The organism is Stenotrophomonas maltophilia group sp. P373 (assembly GCF_053295075.1).
Genome location: NZ_CM129994.1, coordinates 3,307,213 through 3,327,891, shown reverse-complemented (window position 1 = coordinate 3,327,891; position 20,679 = coordinate 3,307,213). Strand labels below are relative to the sequence as shown.

At 68.1% G+C, this 20,679-nt stretch carries 14 protein-coding genes; 10 read left to right on the top strand and 4 right to left on the bottom strand.

Annotation, left to right across the window (positions count from 1 at the left end):
* Positions 1–16: 16 nt before the first annotated feature.
* From ACSYHF_RS15470 to ACSYHF_RS15460, 3 genes are all read left to right on the top strand, one after another.
* Positions 17–2,065, top strand: a complete 2,049-nt coding sequence (locus ACSYHF_RS15470; protein WP_065185418.1) for an ATP-dependent DNA helicase — start codon at positions 17–19, stop codon at positions 2,063–2,065.
* A gap of 9 nt (positions 2,066–2,074) precedes the next feature.
* On the top strand, positions 2,075–2,788 hold the full coding sequence (tsaB, locus tag ACSYHF_RS15465; protein WP_005418458.1) for a tRNA (adenosine(37)-N6)-threonylcarbamoyltransferase complex dimerization subunit type 1 TsaB: 714 nt from the start codon (positions 2,075–2,077) through the stop codon (positions 2,786–2,788).
* 118 nt (positions 2,789–2,906) lie between these two features.
* Positions 2,907–3,851 carry an IS481-like element ISStma12 family transposase gene (locus ACSYHF_RS15460; protein WP_111187533.1) on the top strand — a complete coding sequence of 315 codons (945 nt, stop codon included), beginning with the start codon at positions 2,907–2,909 and terminating at the stop codon, positions 3,849–3,851.
* A 538-nt stretch (positions 3,852–4,389) separates the two neighbouring features.
* Here the strand turns inward: ACSYHF_RS15460 and ACSYHF_RS15455 are convergent.
* Positions 4,390–5,274 carry an energy transducer TonB family protein gene (locus tag ACSYHF_RS15455; RefSeq protein WP_065178182.1) on the bottom strand — a complete coding sequence of 295 codons (885 nt, stop codon included), beginning with the start codon at positions 5,272–5,274 and terminating at the stop codon, positions 4,390–4,392.
* Positions 5,274–6,221 (bottom strand): glutathione synthase, encoded by a 948-nt coding sequence (gene gshB / locus ACSYHF_RS15450; protein ID WP_262221382.1) that lies wholly within the window; start codon positions 6,219–6,221, stop codon positions 5,274–5,276. Before gshB ends, ACSYHF_RS15455 begins: the two co-directional genes overlap by 1 nt.
* A gap of 240 nt (positions 6,222–6,461) precedes the next feature.
* On the opposite strand from gshB, the gene pilG reads away from it, so the two are divergent.
* From pilG to ACSYHF_RS15415, 7 genes are all read left to right on the top strand, one after another.
* The gene (gene pilG / locus ACSYHF_RS15445; RefSeq protein ID WP_005418455.1) at positions 6,462–6,863 is read left to right on the top strand and encodes a twitching motility response regulator PilG; all 402 of its coding nucleotides are present in this window, start codon (positions 6,462–6,464) and stop codon (positions 6,861–6,863) included.
* An 18-nt stretch (positions 6,864–6,881) separates the two neighbouring features.
* Positions 6,882–7,244 (top strand): response regulator, encoded by a 363-nt coding sequence (locus ACSYHF_RS15440; RefSeq protein ID WP_005410717.1) that lies wholly within the window; start codon positions 6,882–6,884, stop codon positions 7,242–7,244.
* Entirely contained in the window at positions 7,244–7,774 is a 531-nt protein-coding gene (locus ACSYHF_RS15435) for a chemotaxis protein CheW (RefSeq protein ID WP_005418454.1), read from the top strand. The genes ACSYHF_RS15440 and ACSYHF_RS15435 overlap by 1 nt, the downstream gene beginning before the upstream one ends.
* Before the next feature lie 41 nt (positions 7,775–7,815).
* Entirely contained in the window at positions 7,816–9,852 is a 2,037-nt protein-coding gene (locus ACSYHF_RS15430) for a methyl-accepting chemotaxis protein (RefSeq protein WP_049415562.1), read from the top strand.
* A gap of 100 nt (positions 9,853–9,952) precedes the next feature.
* Positions 9,953–16,660 (top strand): Hpt domain-containing protein, encoded by a 6,708-nt coding sequence (locus tag ACSYHF_RS15425; protein ID WP_447575779.1) that lies wholly within the window; start codon positions 9,953–9,955, stop codon positions 16,658–16,660.
* Complete coding sequence (locus tag ACSYHF_RS15420; protein WP_197599067.1) at positions 16,647–17,984, top strand: chemotaxis protein CheB; 1,338 nt, start codon at positions 16,647–16,649, stop codon at positions 17,982–17,984. The genes ACSYHF_RS15425 and ACSYHF_RS15420 overlap by 14 nt, the downstream gene beginning before the upstream one ends.
* Complete coding sequence (locus ACSYHF_RS15415; protein ID WP_197599068.1) at positions 17,981–18,445, top strand: chemotaxis protein CheW; 465 nt, start codon at positions 17,981–17,983, stop codon at positions 18,443–18,445. The genes ACSYHF_RS15420 and ACSYHF_RS15415 overlap by 4 nt, the downstream gene beginning before the upstream one ends.
* Positions 18,446–18,549: 104 nt before the next feature.
* Here ACSYHF_RS15415 and ACSYHF_RS15410 read toward each other — a convergent pair whose 3' ends face one another.
* Entirely contained in the window at positions 18,550–19,287 is a 738-nt protein-coding gene (locus ACSYHF_RS15410; RefSeq protein WP_065178188.1) for a 16S rRNA (uracil(1498)-N(3))-methyltransferase, read from the bottom strand.
* Positions 19,278–20,669: an adenosylmethionine--8-amino-7-oxononanoate transaminase gene (gene bioA, locus ACSYHF_RS15405; protein ID WP_262221386.1), complete on the bottom strand. Its 1,392-nt coding sequence runs from the start codon at positions 20,667–20,669 to the stop codon at positions 19,278–19,280. Before bioA ends, ACSYHF_RS15410 begins: the two co-directional genes overlap by 10 nt.
* Positions 20,670–20,679 lie beyond the last annotated feature (10 nt).

The following is a 20,679-nucleotide window of genomic DNA, read 5'->3' as shown; positions in this document are numbered from 1 at the left end:
GTATCCTTTCCCTCTGATGTCCGACCTTGTCCATGCCAGCCGCGAAGCCCTCAGCGAAGGCGGCGCGCTCGCCTCGCATCTGGATGCCTTCGTCCCGCGTCCGGCACAGCTGCACCTGACCGCTGCCATTGCCGATGCGCTGCAGCAGCGGGACCTGCTGCTGGCCGAGGCCGGTACCGGCACCGGCAAGACCTTCGCCTATCTAGTGCCGGTGCTGCTGTCCGGGCTGCGCACCATCATCTCCACCGGTACCCGCGCGCTGCAGGACCAGCTCTACCACCGCGATCTGCCGCGCGTGCGCCAGGCGCTGGGCGTCGGCCTGCGCAGCGCGCTGCTGAAGGGGCGCGCGAACTACCTGTGCCGCTATCGACTGCAGCAGGCGCGGGGCGAGCCGCGGTTTTCCAGTCCCGAACAGGCCGCGCAGTTCCAGCGCATCCTGGCGTGGTCCGGCCGCTCGGAGTTCGGTGACATCGCCGAGCTGGAGGGCCTAGCCGATGACTCGCCGCTGCTGCCAATGGTCACCTCCACTGTCGACAATTGCCTGGGCACCGATTGCCCATTCTGGGACGACTGCTTCGTGGTGCGCGCACGGCAGCGTGCGCAGGCCGCCGACGTGGTGGTGGTCAACCACCACCTGCTGCTGGCCGATCTGGCACTGAAACAGGACGGCTTCGGCGAGTTGCTGCCGGGGGCGCAGGCCTTTGTCATCGACGAGGCACACCAGCTGCCCGAACTGGCAGCGCAGTTCTTCGGCGAAGGTTTCGGCATGCGCCCATGGCAGGAACTGGGTCGCGACTGCCTGGCTGAAGCGCGCGGCGTAGGGGGCGCACAATCTGCGCTGCAGGAGCCGGTCGACCAGTTGCAACAGGCGTTGCTGGCGTTGCGTTCGGCGATGGAGGGGCTGCCGCCGCGTGGTACGCAGTGGCGTGCGCTGGCCATGCCACAGGTCCGCGACGGCTTCGATACGGTGATGGCCGGCCTGGTGGCACTGGAGCAGGGCCTTCAGCCGCTGCGCGAATCGGCGGCGGGTCTGGACGCCTGCCATGCGCGGGCGCGCGAGGCGGTGTCGCGGTTGCAGCGCTGGCTGGGCGATGATGAACCCACCCTGGATTTCGATACCGATCCGGCGGACCACGCCAGTGCCGCCGATGTGCTCTGGTACGAGCTCACGCCGCGGGGTTTCCGCTGCCAGCGCACGCCGATGGATGTGTCCGGCCCGCTGCGCGAGCATCGCGAGCGCAGCCGCGCGGCATGGATCTTCACCTCGGCCACGCTGACCGTGGGCAATGGATTCGACCACATCGCCACGCGCTTGGGCCTGGACGATCCGCATACCCTGGTCCAGCCGAGTCCGTTCAACTGGCCCGAGCAGGCGTTGTGCTACCTGCCGGAAGGCCTGCCTGATCCGGCCGCACGGGGCTTCGGAACCGCGCTGATCCAGACCCTTCGGCCGGTGCTGCAGGCATCGCAGGGCAGGGCATTCCTGTTGTTCGCCTCGCACCGTGCATTGCGCGAGGCCGCCGAGGCACTGCGCGACGGGCCATGGCCGTTGTTCGTGCAGGGTGAGGCACCGCGCGCGACGCTGCTGCAGCGCTTCCGTGAATCGGGCAATGGCGTGCTGCTGGGCTCGGCCAGTTTCCGCGAGGGCGTGGACGTGGTCGGCGAAGCGCTGAGCGTGGTGATGATCGACAAGCTGCCGTTCGCGGCACCGGACGATCCGGTGTACGAGGCACGCCTGGAGGCGATCCGCAGCCAGGGCGGCAATCCGTTCCGCGACGAACAGTTGCCGCAGGCGGTGATCGCACTGAAGCAGGGTGTCGGTCGCCTGATCCGCAGCGAAAGCGACCGTGGCGTGCTGGTCCTGTGCGATCCGCGCCTGCTCAACCGTGGCTATGGCCGGGTCTTCCTGGATTCACTGCCGCCCTTCCGCCGCACCCGCAGCCTGGCCGATGTGCAGGCCTTCTTTACGCCACAATGGGGGCCCGTGGCTGATGATCCGGCTGACCCGGCCGCTGTCGCGCCGGGCCCGGAGCCGGCTCCCGGTGCCACGTTCCCCCTGTTCTGACCTGATCTGATGAAACTGCTCGCCTTTGAAACCGCCACCGAAGCCTGCTCCGTTGCCCTGCATGTCGATGGGCAGGTGCTGGAACGCTTCGAGATCGCCCCGCGCCGGCATGCCGACCTGAGCCTGCCATGGGCCGAGGCGCTGCTCGCCGAAGCCGGCATCGGCCGTCGCCAGCTCGACGGCATCGCGCTCAGTCGCGGCCCGGGGGCGTTCACCGGTGTGCGCCTGGCGATCGCCATCGCCCAGGGCATCGCGTTGGCGTTGGACCGCCCTCTGCTGCCGGTTTCGACGCTGCAGGTGCTGGCGCTGCGGGCACCGGTGGAAGAAACACAGATCCTGTCGGCAATCGATGCCCGGATGGGTGAACTCTACGTCGCGCGCTTCGAACGCGTCGACGGCCTGCCGGTCGCGCGCGATGCCGAGCGCGTCTGCGCGCCCTGCGTGGTGACGTTGCCGGAAGGAATGTCGGCCTACGGTGTCGGTACCGGTTTCGGCGCGGGCGACGGCGCGCTGGTGGCACAGTTGGGCAGTGGCCTGCGCGGTTTCGATGCCGCGGCATTGCCGCGGGCGTCGGACGTGCTGGCACTGGCGGTGCCGGCGTTCGCGCGTGGCGAGGCGATCGCACCGGAGAAGGTCGAGCCGGCGTACCTGCGCGACAACGTGGCATTGACCCTGGTCGAGCAGCAGGCCGCGCGCGAGGCAAAGGCGAAAGCCAACGGTTGAGCCCCTCGTGGCGGACGGTAGAGTCGACTGTTAGTTGTGATCTCTCGGTAGGTTGTTCATCCGGGGCATCTTTGGAAAATGGTGGTTACCACACCTATCCAGTCCCCAAAGAGCCCGGATGAACCATCATAAAAATGCCCGTTTGACGCCGTTTAGTCGAGAACTTCTTGTCCGCCGCATCACTGAGCAAGGCCTTCGGCCAGAAGAGGCCGCCCAGGCTTGCGGGGTGAGTGTACGCACGGCTTACAAGTGGCTGGCCCGATATCGAGCCGAGGGCCTGATTGGGCTGCAGAACCGCAGCTCTCGGCCCAGCCGCAGCCCCCATGGCACCCCCGAGGCACTGGTAGAGCAGATCGTCCAGCGTCGACGTCAACGGCAAACCTACCTGACCATTTCCAAGGCACTGGGTGTGGCTCACAGCACCATTTCACGACTGATGCGCCGACGAGGACTCAATCGCCTGTGCCTTCTGGACCCACCGAAGAAGGCGGTCCGGTATGAGTACGACAGCCCGGGCGGCTTGCTGCACTTGGATATCAAGAAACTCGGCAACTTCCACCGGCCCGGACACCGGGTCGATCCGAATCGGCGTGGCAATGCTGGCGGCGGTGGCTGGGGCTATGTCCATGTGGCCATTGATGACCACTCCCGAGTCGCCTTCAGCAGCGTTCACACCGATGAGAAGGGCCCAACGGCCTGCCAAGCGCTGCTGGCCGCTTTGGCGTACTACAAGACGCTGGGGGTCACCTTCCAGCGTGTCCTGACTGACAACGGCGCCTGCTATCGCTCCGGCGTCTTCGCTCGACTCGTCGCCTCGTTGGGCATGAAGCACTATCGGACCAAGCCCTACACCCCGCGAACCAACGGCAAGGCCGAGCGCTTCATCCAGACCAGCTTGCGCGAATGGGCCTACGCCTGCGAGTACGCTTCGTCAGAGCAACGCGATGCCGTGCTACCTGAATGGCTGCATCACTACAACTGGCACCGACCCCACATGGGGATCGGCAGCCAGCCGCCTATTTCCAGAATCCCGCTGAACAACGTGGTGGGTTTACACAGTTAGTCGACTGGCATCGTGAGAGGGCCGGGCGGGGTGGGTTCGCGGGGGACGCCGTGAACCCCCAGTCCGGCCCAGCCGCTGGCGGCTGGGCGTTCGGGCGCTTGCGAAGCAATGCTTCGCAAGCGAAGCACCCTCACCCATGGGGGCTTGGCCGCGGCAACCATGCCGCGGACACCCCCGCGAACCCACCCCGCCCGACCTCTGACAGTTTCCGTGTGCGTCCGCCACGGAAAATCAAAAGAAAATCAAAGTCAAAAGCGGATCGCTTCGCTCGCATCCACGCGTGGCGTGGATGTGTGTCGACCAAGGTCGACACCTACCCAAGCAATGGTGCGCCGTGATCTGTCAGAGGCGGGGCGGTGTCGGGCGGCGGGGTATCCGCGGCATGGATGCCGCGGCTAAGCCTACACGGACGTACTTGCGGCGTCCCCGCCGCCCGACACCGCCTCGCCACGCTTCAGTACACCAACCGCCGCTGTTGCTGTTGCCGTTGCTCTAGCCTTTCAGCGGGTCCCGGGCCGCAGGCCCGGGCAACAAACCCCTACCGGTCGTCGTGCAGGGTGCCACCCGGCAGGAACACCCAGGTACGGGTGACCTGCAGTATGTCGATCTCGTCCTCGGTCTTTGGCAACGGCGGGAACGGCTGGGCCAGCTGCACCACCCGCAGCGCCGCTTCATCCAGCAGCGGCGTCCCGCTTGAACGCAGGATGCGGCTGCTCTCCACGCTGCCATCGCGGCGCACGCCCACGCTGATCACCACCTGGCCGCCGAGCCGGCGCTGCCGGGCCTCGTCCGGGTAGTTCAGGTTGCCGACGCGCTCGGCGCGGTCGACCCAGGCGCGCAGGTAATTGGCGTAGGCATATTCGCGCGTGCTGGCCGACACGAACTTGCGGTTCGGGCGCTTGGCGTACTGCGCCGAGCGCAGATGCACCTCGGCCGCCAGCCGCGCCATCTCGGCATCACGCTGCTCGCGCGCACTCAGCGGCGCATCCGGCTCAGGCTGTTCCGGCGTTGGACGGGACTGCGCCTGCGCCACGGTGTCCTCCCCATTGCGGCTGCTGACCACCCGTGCCTGCGGCGGCGGAACCGGCGCGGCCGATTGCTGTTGCTGGGGAACCGGGCTGAGTCCGGATTGCGCCTGCGGCACGATGCCGGCCTGGTTGTCGCGCGGACGCTGTGCGCGGTCGTGCTCGCCACCGCCTTCCTGGTTGGCGGCGGCAAGGAAATCAGCCTGCTTTGGCGTCAGTGCGGTGCGCGTCTGGCTGAAGATCACTTCCAGCGTCGGCACCAGCGGAGCATCGCCTTTCACGGCGAAGCCCACGCCCAGGATCAGCAGGGCGTGGACCAGCACCGACAGTGCGATGGTGGCCCCCAGCCGTTGCGCTTCGCGTGGCGGCGGGGGCAGAACGGCAGGTGCGGACGGCATCAGCGCAGGCCGGCCTCGAGCGAGTCGAACAGGGTGCCGGCAATGTTCAGGCCGTACTGCGCGTCGAGCTCGCGCACGCAGGTCGGGCTGGTCACGTTGACCTCGGTCAGGTAATCGCCGATCACGTCCAGGCCGACGAAGCGCATGCCACGACGCTTCATCTCCGGGCCGACCTGGCCGGCGATCCAGCGGTCACGCTCGCTCAACGGGCGCCCTTCGCCACGGCCCCCGGCCGCCAGGTTGCCGCGGAACTCGTCACCCTGGGGAATGCGCGCCAGGCAGTAATCGACCGGTTCGCCGTCGACCAGCAGGATGCGCTTGTCGCCGGCGCTGATGTCGGGAATGAACTTCTGGGCCAGCGCCAGCTTGCGGCCGCCGTCGGTCAGTGTCTCCAGGATCACGTTCAGGTTCGGATCGCCCTGGCCGCTGCGGAAAATCGAGCGGCCGCCCATGCCGTCCAGCGGCTTCAGCACGGCCTGGCCGTGTTCGAGGGCGAAGGCCTTCAGCGCCTTGGCATCGCGGCTGACCAGGGTCGGCGGGCAGCACTGCGGGAACAGCAGGGCAGCCAGCTTCTCGTTGTAGTCGCGCAGGCCCTGCGGGTTGTTGACCACGCAGGCACCGGCAGCGGCGGCCACGTCCAGCACCTGGGTGTCGTAGATGTACTCGGCGTCGACCGGCGGGTCCTTGCGCATCAGCACGATCTGGCCGGGTCCGAACTCGGTACGGCTGAACTCACCCAGCTCATACCAGCCGGCCGGGTCGTCGCGTACCTGCAGCGGCGCGGTCTGGGCCACGGCCACGCCACCTTCCAGGGCCAGTCCGCCCGGCCGCACGTAGTGCAGGGCATGGCCGCGGCGCTGGGCTTCCAGCAGCATGGCGAAGGTGGTGTCCTTGGCGATCTTGATGTGGGCGATGGGGTCCATCACCACGATGACGTTCAACGGCATGGTCGCACCTGTCAGGCAAGGCGTTGATGGTAGCGGCAACGCCGGTCGCGCGCCTCCCTGCCATACTGCAACGCAGCGTCCGCCCGGCGGTCGCGCACTCATTGCGAAACCCGTCACGTTCAGGAGGGGGCCATGCCCCGCGCCGTGGGGCGGCCTTGAAGCGGGCGCGGAAAGTGCGATATAGATACGCTTTCGCAGCGGCCCCCGCCAGAGATCGGGCCGTGCGCTTGGGGATAGGCAATGACTGAAAACACGACTGCGGGCGGGGAACTCGCAGGACTCCGGGTGATGGTCATCGATGATTCGAAGACCATCCGCAGGACTGCGGAAACGCTGCTCAAGCGCGAAGGCTGCGAGGTGGTCACCGCCACCGACGGCTTCGAAGCGCTTGCCAAGATCGCAGACCAGCAACCGCAGATCATCTTCGTCGACATCATGATGCCGCGCCTGGACGGGTACCAGACCTGCGCGCTGATCAAGGGCAACCAGCTGTTCAAGGCGACCCCGGTCATCATGCTGTCGTCCAAGGATGGCCTGTTCGACAAGGCGCGGGGACGCATCGTCGGCTCGGAGCAGTACCTGACGAAGCCTTTTACGCGTGAAGAACTGCTGGGTGCCATCCGCACATACGTCAACGCCTGACCAGGGGGGAAAGGCACAATGGCTCGTATCGTCCTGATCGAGGATTCACCGACCGACCGCGCGGTGTTCACCCAGTGGCTGCGCCGTGCCGGCCACGAAGTGCTGGAAGCGGACAACGCCGAGGATGGCCTGCAGCTGGTCCGCGACCAGGTGCCGCAGCTGGTGCTGATGGACGTGGTCCTGCCCGGCATGAGCGGTTTCCAGGCGACCCGTGCGATGGCCCGTGATGCGGCGATCAAGCACATCCCGGTGATCATCGTCAGCACCAAGGCGATGGAAACCGACAAGGCCTGGGGCCTGCGCCAGGGCGCCGCCGATTACATCGTCAAGCCGCCGCGCGAGGATGAACTGATCGCGCGGATCAACGAACTGGTGGCCTGATGCGCTCGCCCTTCGACATCCTTGAAGCCTATGAACGGCGCAGCCTGGCCCATGCGGTGCAGCTGCCCGGGAAGCAGTTTGCCCAGGACCTGTGGCGTGGCGTGGGTTTCCGCGTCGGCCAGCGCCGGCTGGTGTCCGATTTCCGCGAAGTGGTGGAAATCGTACCGATGCCGCCGGTGACCCCGGTGCCCTGTGCGCAGCCCTGGCTGCTGGGCGTGGGCAACCTGCGCGGCAACCTGTTCCCGGTGGTCGACCTGAAGTACTTCCTGGAAGGCACGCGCACCGTGCAGCAGGAAGGCCAGCGCGTGCTGATCATGCGCCAGGCCGGCGGCGACGTCGCACTGACCATCGATGAACTGTTCGGCCAGCGCAGCTTCGAGCTGGACCAGCAGATCGAAGCGGGCACGTTGGCCGAAGGCCGCTACGGGCATTTCGTCGATCGTGCTTTCCATGCCGACGGCCACGACTGGGGCGTGTTCTCGCTCTCGCTGCTGTCGCGCACCCCTGAATTCCGGCAAGCCGCGGCCTGAGGCCGGGCATCGCCCCCTGCATTGAAGATCGAGGTTGAACGATGAGTACTGCTTCGGACGCCACCAAGACCGGCAAGCTGCGGCTGGGCGGCAGCAACCTCTGGCTGTTCCTGCTGCTGGCATCGATGATCCTGTTCGGCGTCAACACCGGCGTCGCCACCTGGCAGGGCAGCCGCCTTGCCGACGCCGGCTCCAAGGCCGCCGACCTGCAGGTGCTGTCGCAGCAGCTGGCCAACCAGGGACGTGACGCGGTCGGCGGCAACGCCCAGGCCTTCACCGCCTTCAAGGCCACCCGCAACGCGATCGAGCAGAACGTGTCGACCCTGCAGGGACGCTACGGCAAGGAGCCGGGCGTAGCCGGTGCCATCGCCACCCTCGGCGAGACCTGGGCGCCGCTGGGCAAGCAGGCCGGGCAGCTGGTGGCCAGCGAACCGGCCGTGCTGGCGCTGGCCGGCAACGCGAACAACTTCACCGGCGCAGTGCCGGGCCTGCAGGCCCAGCTGAACGAGCTGGTGCGTGCGATGTCCGCTTCCGGCGCGCCGTCGTCGCAGGTGTACAGCGCGCTGCAGCAGGTCGTGGTGGCCGGTTCGATGGCCCGCCGCGTGACCGAAATGCGTGCCGGCGGCAGCGCCGCGGCGACCTCCGGCGATGCGCTGGCACGTGACATCACCGTGTTCTCGCAGGTGCTCGACGGCCTGCGCAACGGCAACGAGGAACTGGGCATCACCGCCGTGCGCGGTGCCGCCGCCGTGGCCGCGCTGGAACAGTCGCAGCAGAAGTGGGAAGCGATGAAGCAGGACGCCGACGCGATCCTGGCCAGCTCGCGCCAGCTGTTCGCCGCGCAGTCCGCTGCCACCGCGCTGGGCCAGGGTTCGGCCCACATGCTGGATGACAGCCGCAAGTTGTTCGACGCGTTCTCCTCGTTCGGCTCGGTATCCGACACCCGCCTGTTCCCGAACTTCTGGATTGGCGTGGTCTCCGGTGCGCTGTCGCTGATCGCGATCATCGGCTTCGTCTCCACCAACGTGCGCAGCCGCTCGCGCGAGCAGGAACTGCGCTACCAGACCCAGGTGGAATTCAACAGCCGCAACCAGCAGGCGATCATGCGGCTGCTGGACGAAATCTCCTCGCTCGGCGAGGGCGACCTGACGGTGAAGGCCTCGGTGACCGAGGACATGACCGGCGCGATCGCCGACGCGATCAACTACGCGGTGGACGAGCTGCGCCACCTGGTGACCACCATCAACGACACCTCGGCCAAGGTCGCGATGTCCACCCAGGAAACCCAGGCCACCGCCATGCAGCTGGCAGAGGCCGCGGGGCACCAGGCCAACCAGATCACCTCGGCTTCGGACCGCATCGGGGAGATCGCGGCGAGCATCGAGCAGGTGTCGCGCAACTCGGCCGAGTCGGCCGACGTGGCACAGCGCTCGGTGGTGATCGCCGCCGAGGGTGCCGGCGTGGTGCGCGAGACCATCCAGGGCATGGACCAGATCCGTGACCAGATCCAGGAGACCTCCAAGCGCATCAAGCGCCTGGGCGAGTCGTCGCAGGAAATCGGCTCGATCGTGGAACTGATCAACGACATTTCCGAGCAGACCAACATCCTGGCGTTGAACGCGGCGGTGCAGGCCGCGTCGGCCGGTGAAGCGGGCCGCGGTTTCGCGGTCGTGGCCGACGAAGTGCAGCGCCTGGCAGAACGCACCTCGGGTGCGACCCGACGCATCGAGAACCTGGTCCAGGCCATTCAGGCCGACACCAATGAAGCGGTCACCTCGATGGAGCAGACCACGGCCGAAGTGGTGTCTGGTGCGCGCCTGGCCGAGGACGCCGGTACCGCGCTGACCGAGATCGAACGCGTGTCAAACGCGCTGAACACCCTCATCAAGAACATCTCCATCGCCGCCCAGCAGCAGTCGGCCGCCGCCTCGGACATCACCCGCACCATGGGCGTGATCCGGCAGATCACCGGGCAGACCTCGCAGGGTGCAGGACAGACCGCCGAGTCGATCGGCCACCTCGCGCAGCTGGCGGCGGACCTGCGCCGTTCGGTCGCCGACTTCAAGCTGCCGGCGTGACACGGGCAGGGCGGCGAGCAAGGAACCAGTCGATGAAGCATTTCCATTCCCCACGCCAGAACTCGCGCGGCCACCGCGCGGCGGCGAACGGAGCGCGTCCATGAGCAGTCTGCGCGATGCGATGAGCCACGCAGCGCTGGGCTGGGTCAAGCCCGAGCTGGACGAGACCCTGCGCCAGGTGCGCAACGAGGTCGAGTACTACGCCGAAGACCCGACCGATGCCAGCCGCATGCGCATCTGCGCCGGCTACCTGCACCAGGTGCAGGGCACTCTGCGCATGGTCGAGCTGTATGCCCCGGCGATGGTGGCCGAAGAGCTGGAGCAGCTGGCCAACGCCATCGGCGCCGGCCGCGTGGCCGACCGTGATGAAGCCTGCGCAACCCTGATGCGTGGCAGCGTGCTGCTGCCCGACTATCTGGAGCGCCTGCAGAACGGCCATCGCGACATTCCGATCGTGCTGATGCCGCTGCTCAACGAGATCCGTGCGTCGCGCGGCGAAGAAGGCGTCACTGACAGTGTGCTGCTGGCCTTTGCGCCGGACAGCGTCACCGCCACCGAGGCCGAGCTGGACCATGCCCGTGGCAGCCTGAGCGGGCGTAATCGCGAGCTGCTCGACACGGTCGGCAGCGCGGTGAAGGAAGAACTGCTGCGCATCAAGGATGCGCTTGACCTGCACCTGCGCACAGGTGGTGCGCCGGAACAGCTGCAGACCCAGGCCAACGAGCTCGGCGCCGTGGCCGATACGCTGGGCATGATGGGCCTGGGCGTGGCCCGCGGCGTGGTCGTGCAGCAGCGCGATGCGCTGCGCGGCGTGGTCGAAGGTCGCCAGCAGATCGACGAGAACCTGCTGCTGGATATTGCCGGTGCACTGCTGTACGTCGATGCCTCGCTGGACGACCAGGTTGCCCATCTGGGCGCCGGCGGCAGTGGCGAGGACGACCCGAGCGCGGTCGAGAACCGGCGAACGGTGGAGGTGCTGGCGCATGAAGCCATCGCCAACTTCGCCGCTGCCCGCGAGCATTTCGTCGCCTTCATCGAAACCAGCTGGAACCATGCCGAGCTGCAGGATGTGCCACGCCTGCTGGGCGATGTGTCCGGCGCGCTGCGCATGCTCGACCTGGGTACCGCCGCCGATTACCTGCGCGGCGTGCAGCAGTACATCGAGGCCGAACTGATCGGCCGCCAGCGCGTGCCCAGCGGCCGTCAACTGGACACCCTGGCCGATGCCATGGCCAGCCTGGAGTACTACCTGGAAGCCCTGCGCGACCGCCGCCCGGGCCGAGAGGACATCCTCGAAATCACCCGCAGCAGCCTCGAGGCACTGCGCTACTGGCCGCTGCCGGAGCACAATGCCGTTGCGCCGGACGCGCCGGCACTGCTGCCGGTCGAACGTGAGCCGGTTGCGTTGCAGGCCGAGCCCCTGCAGCCGGAGCGCATCGAGGTTCCGGTGCAGCCTGCGGCGCCCGCTGCCGGCGACGTGCCGGTGCCACTGCCGGACTTCACCTTCGATCCGCCGCCGGCCTCGCCGGCGCCGATGGTGTCCGACAACCGCCTGATGTTCGGCGCGCTGGGCACCGCGGCAGCCGTGGCCGCCAGCACGGCTGATACCGGTGCTTCGCCGTTGCCGACGCACGACGATGCGGACGCATCGCTGGTCTTCGCGGCGTCCAGCGCACCTGCGCCGGATGTCCCGCAGTGGGAGCTGGCGCCGTTCCATCCGGAGGCCGACGCCATCGTGCCTGCCGATGACGAGCGCAGCCCGACCTTCGCCAGTTTCGATCCGGTCAGCTTCGAACTGGCCGAGGGTGATCACTCCGGTGCGCCGCAGTGGTCGCTGTCCGGGGCGCCGCAGATGCTTGAGGAAAGCGCAGCGCCTGTGATCGATGAGAGGACGGACGCGGTGGATTCCTCCGCGACCGCTTTCGATGCTGCACCGGTGTTCGACCCGGTGGCGGCCGAACAGGATGCGGCTGCCGTGGCCGACGACGTGGTGTTCCGCTTCGATGCCGACGCGCTGGACAACGCTGACGACGTGCTGTCGCTGCATGCGATGGAAACGCTGTCGCTGGACGATGACGCCGCGTTGCATCCGTCGCTGGAGATCGTCGATGCCGTCGTTCCGCCGCTGGCCGGGGTGGATGAGGCCCCGGATGACCTGCCGGTACCGTCGATCACGTCGCCGTTGATCGATGCGGCGGCTCCTGCGGCGGATACGTCCGCTCCGGCCGTGTCGGTGATCGATATCGACACCATCGCGCCGATCGATTTCAGCGAGGCCGACGCCCAGTTCTTCGCCGAGTTGAGTGCGGCCGCTGCCGGCTTCAATCCACAGGCGATGGCCGCTGCGGCAGCGCCGGAGGCGGTGGATTCGGCCGTTGCCGGGACCGACGCCGACACCAATGCGGGCTTCGACGCCGGGTTCGACGACGATGCCGAGAACATCGACGAGGACATCCGCGAGGTGTTCCTGGAAGAGTTCGACGATGAGCTGGCCAATCTCGGCACGCTGCTGCCGGCATGGCGCATGCAGCCGGACAACATGGACCGGCTGCGCCCGATCCGCCGCATCTTCCATACCCTCAAGGGCAGTGGCCGCCTGGTCGGCGCACGCACCCTGGGTGAGTTCGCGTGGAAGATCGAAGGCATGCTCAACCGCGTGCTGGATGGCAGCCGCGCCGCATCTCCCGCCGTGCTGGCGATGGTCGACAACGCGCATGCGGCGCTGCCGCAGCTGAACGCGGCGCTGCGCCATGGCCACCGCATCAGCGTTGACCTGCAGGCCATGCAGGCCATCGCCGATCGTGTCGGTGCAGGCGAGGAGACCTACTACGTACCCCTGCCTGGGGCCACTGCATCGGTTGCACCGGTGGCCGAAGTCGAGGGCGAAGACGAGATCAGCCGCATTGTCGACGCGGAGGTTGCCGCTTCGGCGCTGGCCGATACCGCCGAGAAGGCCGAAGCCACCGGCACGCCGGCCAACATCGACAGCGTGCTGCGCGAGATTCTCGAGGCCGAGGTGGAAGTCCATCAGGCCACCCTGCAGGACTGGCTGCGTTCGGCGCAGCAGGCACCGCAGCCGGTCAGCGACGCACTCCTGCGCGCAGTGCACACCATGAACGGCGCCTTCGCGATGACCGAAGTGCCCGAGATCACGGCTGTAACCGGCGGTGCAGAGTCCTACATCAAGCGTGCACTGGCCGCCGAAGTGGTGCCGGGTGATGAGGGCGTGGCCGCGCTGGATGCGGCCGCGCAGGCGATCACCGCCACCATGGAAGCGCTGCAGGCCGAACAGCCGCGTATCGCACCGCAACAGGTACTGGCACAGCGCCTGCAGGCGCTGGCCAGCGAGTTGCCGGAAGCGCGCTGGCCGATGGTGGGCCTGGAGGACGACGAAGCTGAGCTGGCGCTGGATGACGAACCGACGGCGGACTGGGATGCGGACGCCCCGGCAGCCGTCGCGCCTGAAACCGATGCGGTCCCGCTTTCGTCCGTCGCGCCGGAGCAGGAACCACAGGCAGTTGCCGATGTCGCCGAAAACCCGGTCGAGGATGCCGCGATCGAGGGCGAGGGCGGGCTGGAGGTCGGTGAGCTGACCGCCAGCGACGATCTTTCGCGCTACTTCGATGCCGGATGGCCGTCGGTACCGGGTGAGGGAGCGGCGTCGCTACCGGTGGTCGAATCGATCCAGGTGGCCGACGACGTTCCGGGCGTTGAGGTAGACGGTGTCCAGGCGGAGGCCGAAAGCGCGCCGCTGTTGGCCGACGATGCCGGTTTGACCGTCGTGGACGATCTGTCGCCGTACCTGGATGCCAGTGCGCTGCCGGTCGACGACCGCGATGCCGAAGAGATTCCTGATGCTGTCGAAGCCGTCGCATCTGACCTGAATGCGTCCTCGTTCGATCACGTGCACGTCGCGGACGCTGAGGCATTCGAGACGCCTGCTGCACTGCCACTCGACAGCGAGCTGCCGAGCCTGCAGGATGAAATGGCTGCGCCGGGGTTTGCAGAACCGGTCTCGCTGGACGCCGCGCTCGAGGCCGGCCTGCACGTGATCGACGAAGAGCAGCCCCTGGCCGACGACGGGCAATGGTCCGTGCTCGGCCTGCAGGCCAGCGAACTCGCGCCGGGCGAGGCGGAAGCCTTTGCCGAGGATGCGGACGTCGGCGGGGAGGCGGCGATCGGTGAAGGAGAGAGCGCCGATCAGCCGTCCCCGGCGACGGTGAATGAGGAGATCGCGGAGGCCGCGACGCCGGCCACCGCCGAACCGGTGCGGTTCTTCGAACTGGAAGACGCGCCGGGCCAGGTGGAAGTCCACGCCGAAGCTGCCGATGCCGATGCCGTATCGGATGCCCCGGCCGTTGGCGCGCCTGACGCCGACGTGGTTGAAACCGTGGCACCCGACGTCCTTGACATCCCGGTGCCGGAAGACAGCGCCGATACGCTCGACTTCAGCGTCTACGATCGCGAGCTGGTCGACATCTTCGTCGAGGAAGGCAAGGACCTGCTCGACCACTGTGATGGCCTGATCAGCGAGCTGCGCGATGCGCCGCAGGACCGCGAGGTGCTGGCCGGCCTGCAGCGTGACCTGCATACCCTGAAGGGTGGCGCACGCATGGCCGGCATCAACGCCATCGGCGATCTTGGCCACAGCATCGAATCGTTGCTGGAAGCCGTCGCCGCTGGTCGCACCGAGATCGAACGCCGCGATGTGCAGTTGCTGGAGCGCGGATTTGATCGGCTGCACCAGCTGCTCACCCGCACCGGCGACCACCGCGTGGTGGAACCGGCGCAGGACCTGGTCGACGCGTTCGAAGTGCGTACCACCACCGATATCGCTGCGGCGGCTGCTGCAGCCGCAGCCAACGTGGCGAGCGTCGCAGAAGCCACTTCGGCACCGGTTGCCAGTCCGGCATCGGCACCGGAACTGCTTGATGCGCCACTGTCGGCACCGCTGCCGGCCGAAGGCGTGGTCGATGAAGATCCGCTGGCACGCCCGCAGCAGGAACAGGTGCGCGTTCGCGCGGATCTGCTCGACCGCCTGGTCAACCATGCCGGTGAAGTGGCGATCTACCGCTCGCGCCTCGAGCAGCAGCTCGGCGCGTTCCGTGGTGCGATGGGCGAGCTGGAGCGCACCAATGCGCGACTGCGCGACCAGCTGCGCCGGCTCGACCTGGAAACCGAAGCGCAGATCGTCGCCCGCTACCAGCGTGAGCAGGACCAGGCAGACCAGAAGTTCGATCCGCTGGAGCTGGACCGCTTCTCCACGCTGCAGCAGCTCAGCCGTGCGCTGAACGAATCGGCGGCCGACCTTGGCGGCCTGCAAGGGGTACTGGACGATCTGTCGCGCCAGTACGATTCGCTGCTGCAACAACAGTCGCGCGTCAGCTCCGAGCTGCAGGACGGCCTGATGCGCGCGCGCATGGTGCCGTTCGATGGCCTGGTGCCGCGCCTGCGCCGCGTGGTCCGCCAGTCCGGCATGGATACCGGCAAGCAGGTGCACCTGACCCTGGAAGGCACTCACGGCGAACTGGACCGCAACGTCCTCGACCGCATGGTCGCGCCGCTCGAACACATGCTGCGCAACTCCGTGGCCCATGGCCTGGAAGCGCCGGAACAGCGCCGCGCCGCCGGCAAGCCGGAAGAGGGCGAAGTTGCCATCCGCCTGCACCGTGAAGGCTCGGAAATCGTGCTGGAAGTGGCCGATGACGGTGCCGGCCTCGATCGCGAAGCGATCCGCCGCCGCGCCATCGACCGTGGCCTGTTGGCCGCCGACGCGCAGCCGAACGATCAGGAACTGGACAACCTGATTTTCGCCTCCGGTTTCTCCACCGCCGACCAGGTCAGCCAGCTGGCCGGTCGTGGCGTGGGCATGGACGTGGTGCGCAACGAAGTGCGCCAGCTGGGCGGCTCGGTCGATATCCAGTCAGTGCGCGGCCAGGGCGTGCGCTTCACCCTGCGCCTGCCGCAGACGCTGGCGGTCACCCAGGCGGTGTTCGTGCAGATCGGCGAAACCACCTTTGCGGTGCCGGTCGCATCGGTCAGTGGCATCGGCCGCCTGTCGCGCGAACGTTTCGAGGCCGCCGACAGCAGCTACCGCTACAGCGGCGAAGACTATCCGTTGTATGACCTCGGCAGCCTGGTCGGGCAGGCCCCGGCGCGTGCCGATGGCCAGGACCAGGTGCCGCTGTTGCTGGTCCGCGCCGGCGACCTGCGTGCAGCCGTGGCGATCGATCAAGTGCTGGGCAACCGCGAAATCGTGGTCAAGCCGGTGGGCCTGCAGATCGCATCGGTACCGGGCATCTACGGTGCCACCATCACCGGCGATGGCCGCGTGGTGGTGATCCTGGACGTCGCGCCGCTGGTGCGCCGCTTCCTGGCCAATCCGACGGCACCGGTGCTGGCCAATGCGCCGCGCGACGAACGCCAGGTGCCGCTGGTGATGGTGGTCGATGACTCGCTGACCATGCGCAAGGTGACCGGTCGCATCCTCGAACGCCACAACTTCGAAGTCAGTGTCGCCCGCGATGGCGTGGAAGCACTGGAGCGGTTGGAAGAGCGCGTGCCGGACCTGATGTTGCTGGACATCGAGATGCCGCGCATGGACGGCTACGAGCTGGCCACTGTGATGCGTGCCGATCCGCGTTACAGGGATGTGCCGATCGTGATGATCACCTCGCGCAGCGGCGACAAGCACCGCCAGCGTGCCTTCGAGATCGGTGTCCAGCGTTATCTGGGCAAGCCGTACCAGGAACTGGACCTGATGCGTAACGTGTACGACCTGCTGGGGATCGCCCGTGTCCGTGAGTGAAACCCATCCGGCCCCGGCCGTCGCCCTGCTGGCCCGCCCCGGTACGGCGCGTGAACGCCTGCGCGAGGCGCTGGCGCATGCCGATGTACAGCTGGTCCTGGAAGATGATCCGAACGGCCTGGAGCCGCAGGTCCTGCAGGCCGCGGCCCCGCAGTTCGTGGTGATCGCGCTGGAAGCTGCCATCGAGGACGCACTGGAACGGTTGGAATCCGTGCTCTCGGCACCGGGGCTGACCCTGGTGTTCGATGAGGCTGAGCTGGCCGCCCGCCGCGACGGCTGGGAGGCGCAACGCTGGGGGCGCCACCTGGCCGCCAAGCTGCACGGCCACCAGCAGGTGTTGCCGCCGGGCGCCGAAGAAGAGCCCAGCCTGCAGCTGGAGCCTGGCCATCCGGCGCCCGCGCCGGCGCCGCAGGAAGAAGCCCTGCGCCCGCACCTGGAACAGGCGCTGAGCTGGGCCGATGACGTTCCGGCCGACGGCCTGTATTCGCCACCGGCAGACCTGCACGAACCGATCGCGCTGGAGCAGGCCCTGGCGGCGCTGCAGCCGGTCGTGCCCGAGCCTCTGGATCCGCCTTCGGCGCCGCAGGCACTGGCCGAACCGGCGACGCCTGCGACACCGCCGGTCTCCTTCGATCACACCGCCTGGTCGCTGGTGGAAGAATCGATCGAAGCACCCGTATCGGCAGAAGCCGTGGCGCCGGTCGTCGCGCCGCAGCCCTCGTTCGATACCGATCATTTGAGCCTGGTCGATCTGGATGCCGTCGCCCCGGCCGGTGCGCGTGCCGCATCGCTGCTGGTGCTGGCCGGCATCGGTGGCCCGGATGCGTTGCGTCGCCTGCTCGGCGCACTGCCCGCGTCGTTGAGCGTGCCGGTCCTGGTGCACATGCGTCTGGATGGTGGCCGCTACGGCAATCTGGTCAAGCAGATGTCCCGTGTTTCGCCGTTGCCGGTGCAGCTGGCCGAGGCCGGCCAGCACGCGGTGCCGGGCGAAGTGCACGTTCTGGCCGATGATATCGGCGTGCGCGCGGCCAGCGATGGCCTGCATTTCCAGAGCGATGCCAACGGTATTTCGCTCGCTTCGCTGCCGGCCGAACACACCGCGCTGGTGCTGCTCAGCGGTGCCGACCTGGCCCACGTAGGCCCGGCGCTGGACCTGGCGGCCGCCGGTGCGTGGGTGGCCGGGCAGGTGGGCGAGGGCTGCTATGACCCGGCGGCGGCCACCGCCGTGGTGGCTGCCGGCATGGTGGCCGGTGAACCGCAGGAACTGGCGCAGGCGATTGCCGTGCGCTGGGGTGAGCAGGACGACAACGGAGACGCACCATGAGCTACGCCAGCAATGACGAAATCCGCGGCGTCCTGATCCAGGCCGGCAACGAGCGCGTGCTGCTGCCCAATGCCACCGTGGCCGAAATGATGTCGCGCGTGCCGGTGCAGCCGGTCTCCGATGCGCCGCGCTGGCTGGTCGGCGAGATCGGCTGGCACGGCTGGCAGGTGCCGCTGGTGTCGTTCGCACGCCTTTCGGGGCTGGGCGAAGAGACGGTGGCCGGCCACAACAAGGTGGTGGTGCTGAAGTCCCTCAGCGGCAACGCGCAGCGCCCGTACTACGCGCTGCTGACGCAGAACTTTCCGCAGCTGATCTCGGTGCCGCGCGACGGCTTGCTGGCCGACGCCTCCGAAGAAACCCTGCCGCAGACCGTGCACATGCGCGTGCTGCTGGGTGAGCAGAGTGCACTGCTGCCGAACCTGGACGCGTTGGAAGCCGCCCTGGATTCGCTGGTGGCTTGATCGCGATTCCGCCGGTCGCATCCCCCCGGTAGTGCCGGCCGCTGGCCGGCAACCCCATGATCCGGTGGATGCCGGCCAGCGCCCGGCTCTACCACGAACCGGTCCTATCCCAGGTCGCCCAACCGCGCCTGCAACGCCGCGATCGCGGCCAGTCCGGCCGTTTCCGTGCGCAGGATCCGCGGGCCCAGCTGCAGTCCCTGGAACCCGGCCGCTGCCAGCTGGTCGCGGTCGCGCGGGGACCAGCCTCCTTCCGGGCCGATCGCAAGCACGAGGCCCCCTGCCGGAGCGGCCGTCAGCGTCGACAGGCGATGTGCGCCCCGCGGGTCCAGGGTCAGCCGCAGCGTATCGGCCGGCAGTACCGCCGCAGCCTGCGCCAGCGACAGCGGCGAACCCACCTGCGGGATGCGCGCACGCCCGGACTGGCCGCAGGCCGACGTCACCACGTTGTTCCAGTGCGCCACGCGCTTCTCGGCCCGTGCTGGATCGAGCTTCACCTCGGTGCGCTCGGCGTTGACCGGAATGATCGCCGCCACGCCCAGTTCGGTGGCCTTCTGCAGGATCAGGTCCATCTTCTCGCCACGGGCGATGCCCTGCAGCAGGGTGATCGCCAGCGGTGATTCATTGTCGATGGCCTGCACAGCATCGATGCGGACCTGTACCTCGCGCTTGCCGGCCACGGTCAGTGTCGCGCTGTAGTCGTTGCCATCGCCGTTGAACAGCACGCACGTATCGCCCTCGCGCAGGCGCATCACCCGCACCAGGTGGTTGGCCGTCTCTTCCGGCAGGGTCACGGTCTGGCCGCTGTGCAGCGCCAGGTCGATGGGGCAGCGGGTCACGCGCATGCAATCGCCTCGTCGATGGCCGCCAGCGTGGTGTGTGCCAGCAGCTCCAGTTGTTCGTCATCCACGCAATAGGGTGGCATCCAGTACAGCACGTCGCCCAGCGGGCGCAGCACCACGCCGCGCTTGAGGGCGGCCTTGTAAGCGTTCAGGCCCAGCCGCAGGCCCGGGTCGAAAGGCGTGCGCCTGTTGCCGTCGCGCGACAGCTCGAACGCCACTACCATGCCGGCCTGGCGCACGTCGGCCACGTGCGGATGGTCGGAAAATGGCGCCGCCAGCGTGCCCATCACCGACGCGATGCCCCGGTTGCGGGCGATCACATCGTCGTCGCGGAAGATGTCCAGCGTCGCCAGTGCTGCCGCGCAGGCCAGCGGATTGCCGGTGTAGCTGTGCGAATGCAGGAAGGCGCGCTCGCGCGAGTCGTCGAGGAAGGCGTCGTACAGCGCCTGCGTGGCCAGCACGGCGGCCAGCGGCAGGAAGCCGCCGGTCAGGCCCTTGGAAAGGCACATCAGGTCCGGCATCACCCCTGCCTGCTCGCAGGCGAACAGGGTGCCGGTGCGGCCGAATCCGGTGGCGATCTCGTCGGCGATCATGAACGCGCCATGGGCATCGCACAGTTCGCGCACGCGCTGCAGATAGACCGGGTCATGCATGCGCATGCCGCCGGCACACTGCAGGCGCGGTTCCAGGATCACCGCGCAGATCTCGCCCGGATGCTGGTCGAACAGCGTGGTCAAGCCGTCGGCAGCCTGCCGTGCGCGATCTGCCGCGCTCTGGCCCGGTTCGGCCAGGTAGGCATCGGGCGATGGCGCGAACAGGCCTTCGGCCAGCAGCGGTGCATAGACGCGGCGATACAGCGGAATATCGCCTAGCGCCAGCGCACCCAGGGTCTCGCCGTGGTAGCCGTTTTCCAGCGCGATGAAGCGCGTGCGCCGTGGCTCGCCGCGGTTCTGGAAGTACTGGAAGGCCATCTTCAGCGCCACTTCCACGCCGGCCGAGCCGTTGTCGGCGTAGAACACTTTGGCCAACGGCGCGCGGCCGGGCTGGCGTGGCGCCAGCGCCAGCAGGCGCTCGGCCAGGGTGATCGCCGGCTCGTGGCCGAAGCCCGCCAGCATCACCTGTTCCAGCTGCCCGGCCTGCGCCGCGATGGCGCCGCCGATGCGCGGCTCGGCATGGCCGAACAGGTTGGTCCACCAGCTGCTGACGGCGTCCAGGTAGCGGTGGCCGTCGTAATCGATCAGCCATGCGCCTTCACCGCGGGCGATCGGCACCAGTGGCAGGGTGTCCGGATGCTCACGCATCTGCGTGCACGGGTGCCACAGCACCTGCAGGTCGCGTTGCCGCCAGTGCTGGGCCAGCGGGGAGGGGGTTGGGTCTGCTAGCATTTCGGGCTCA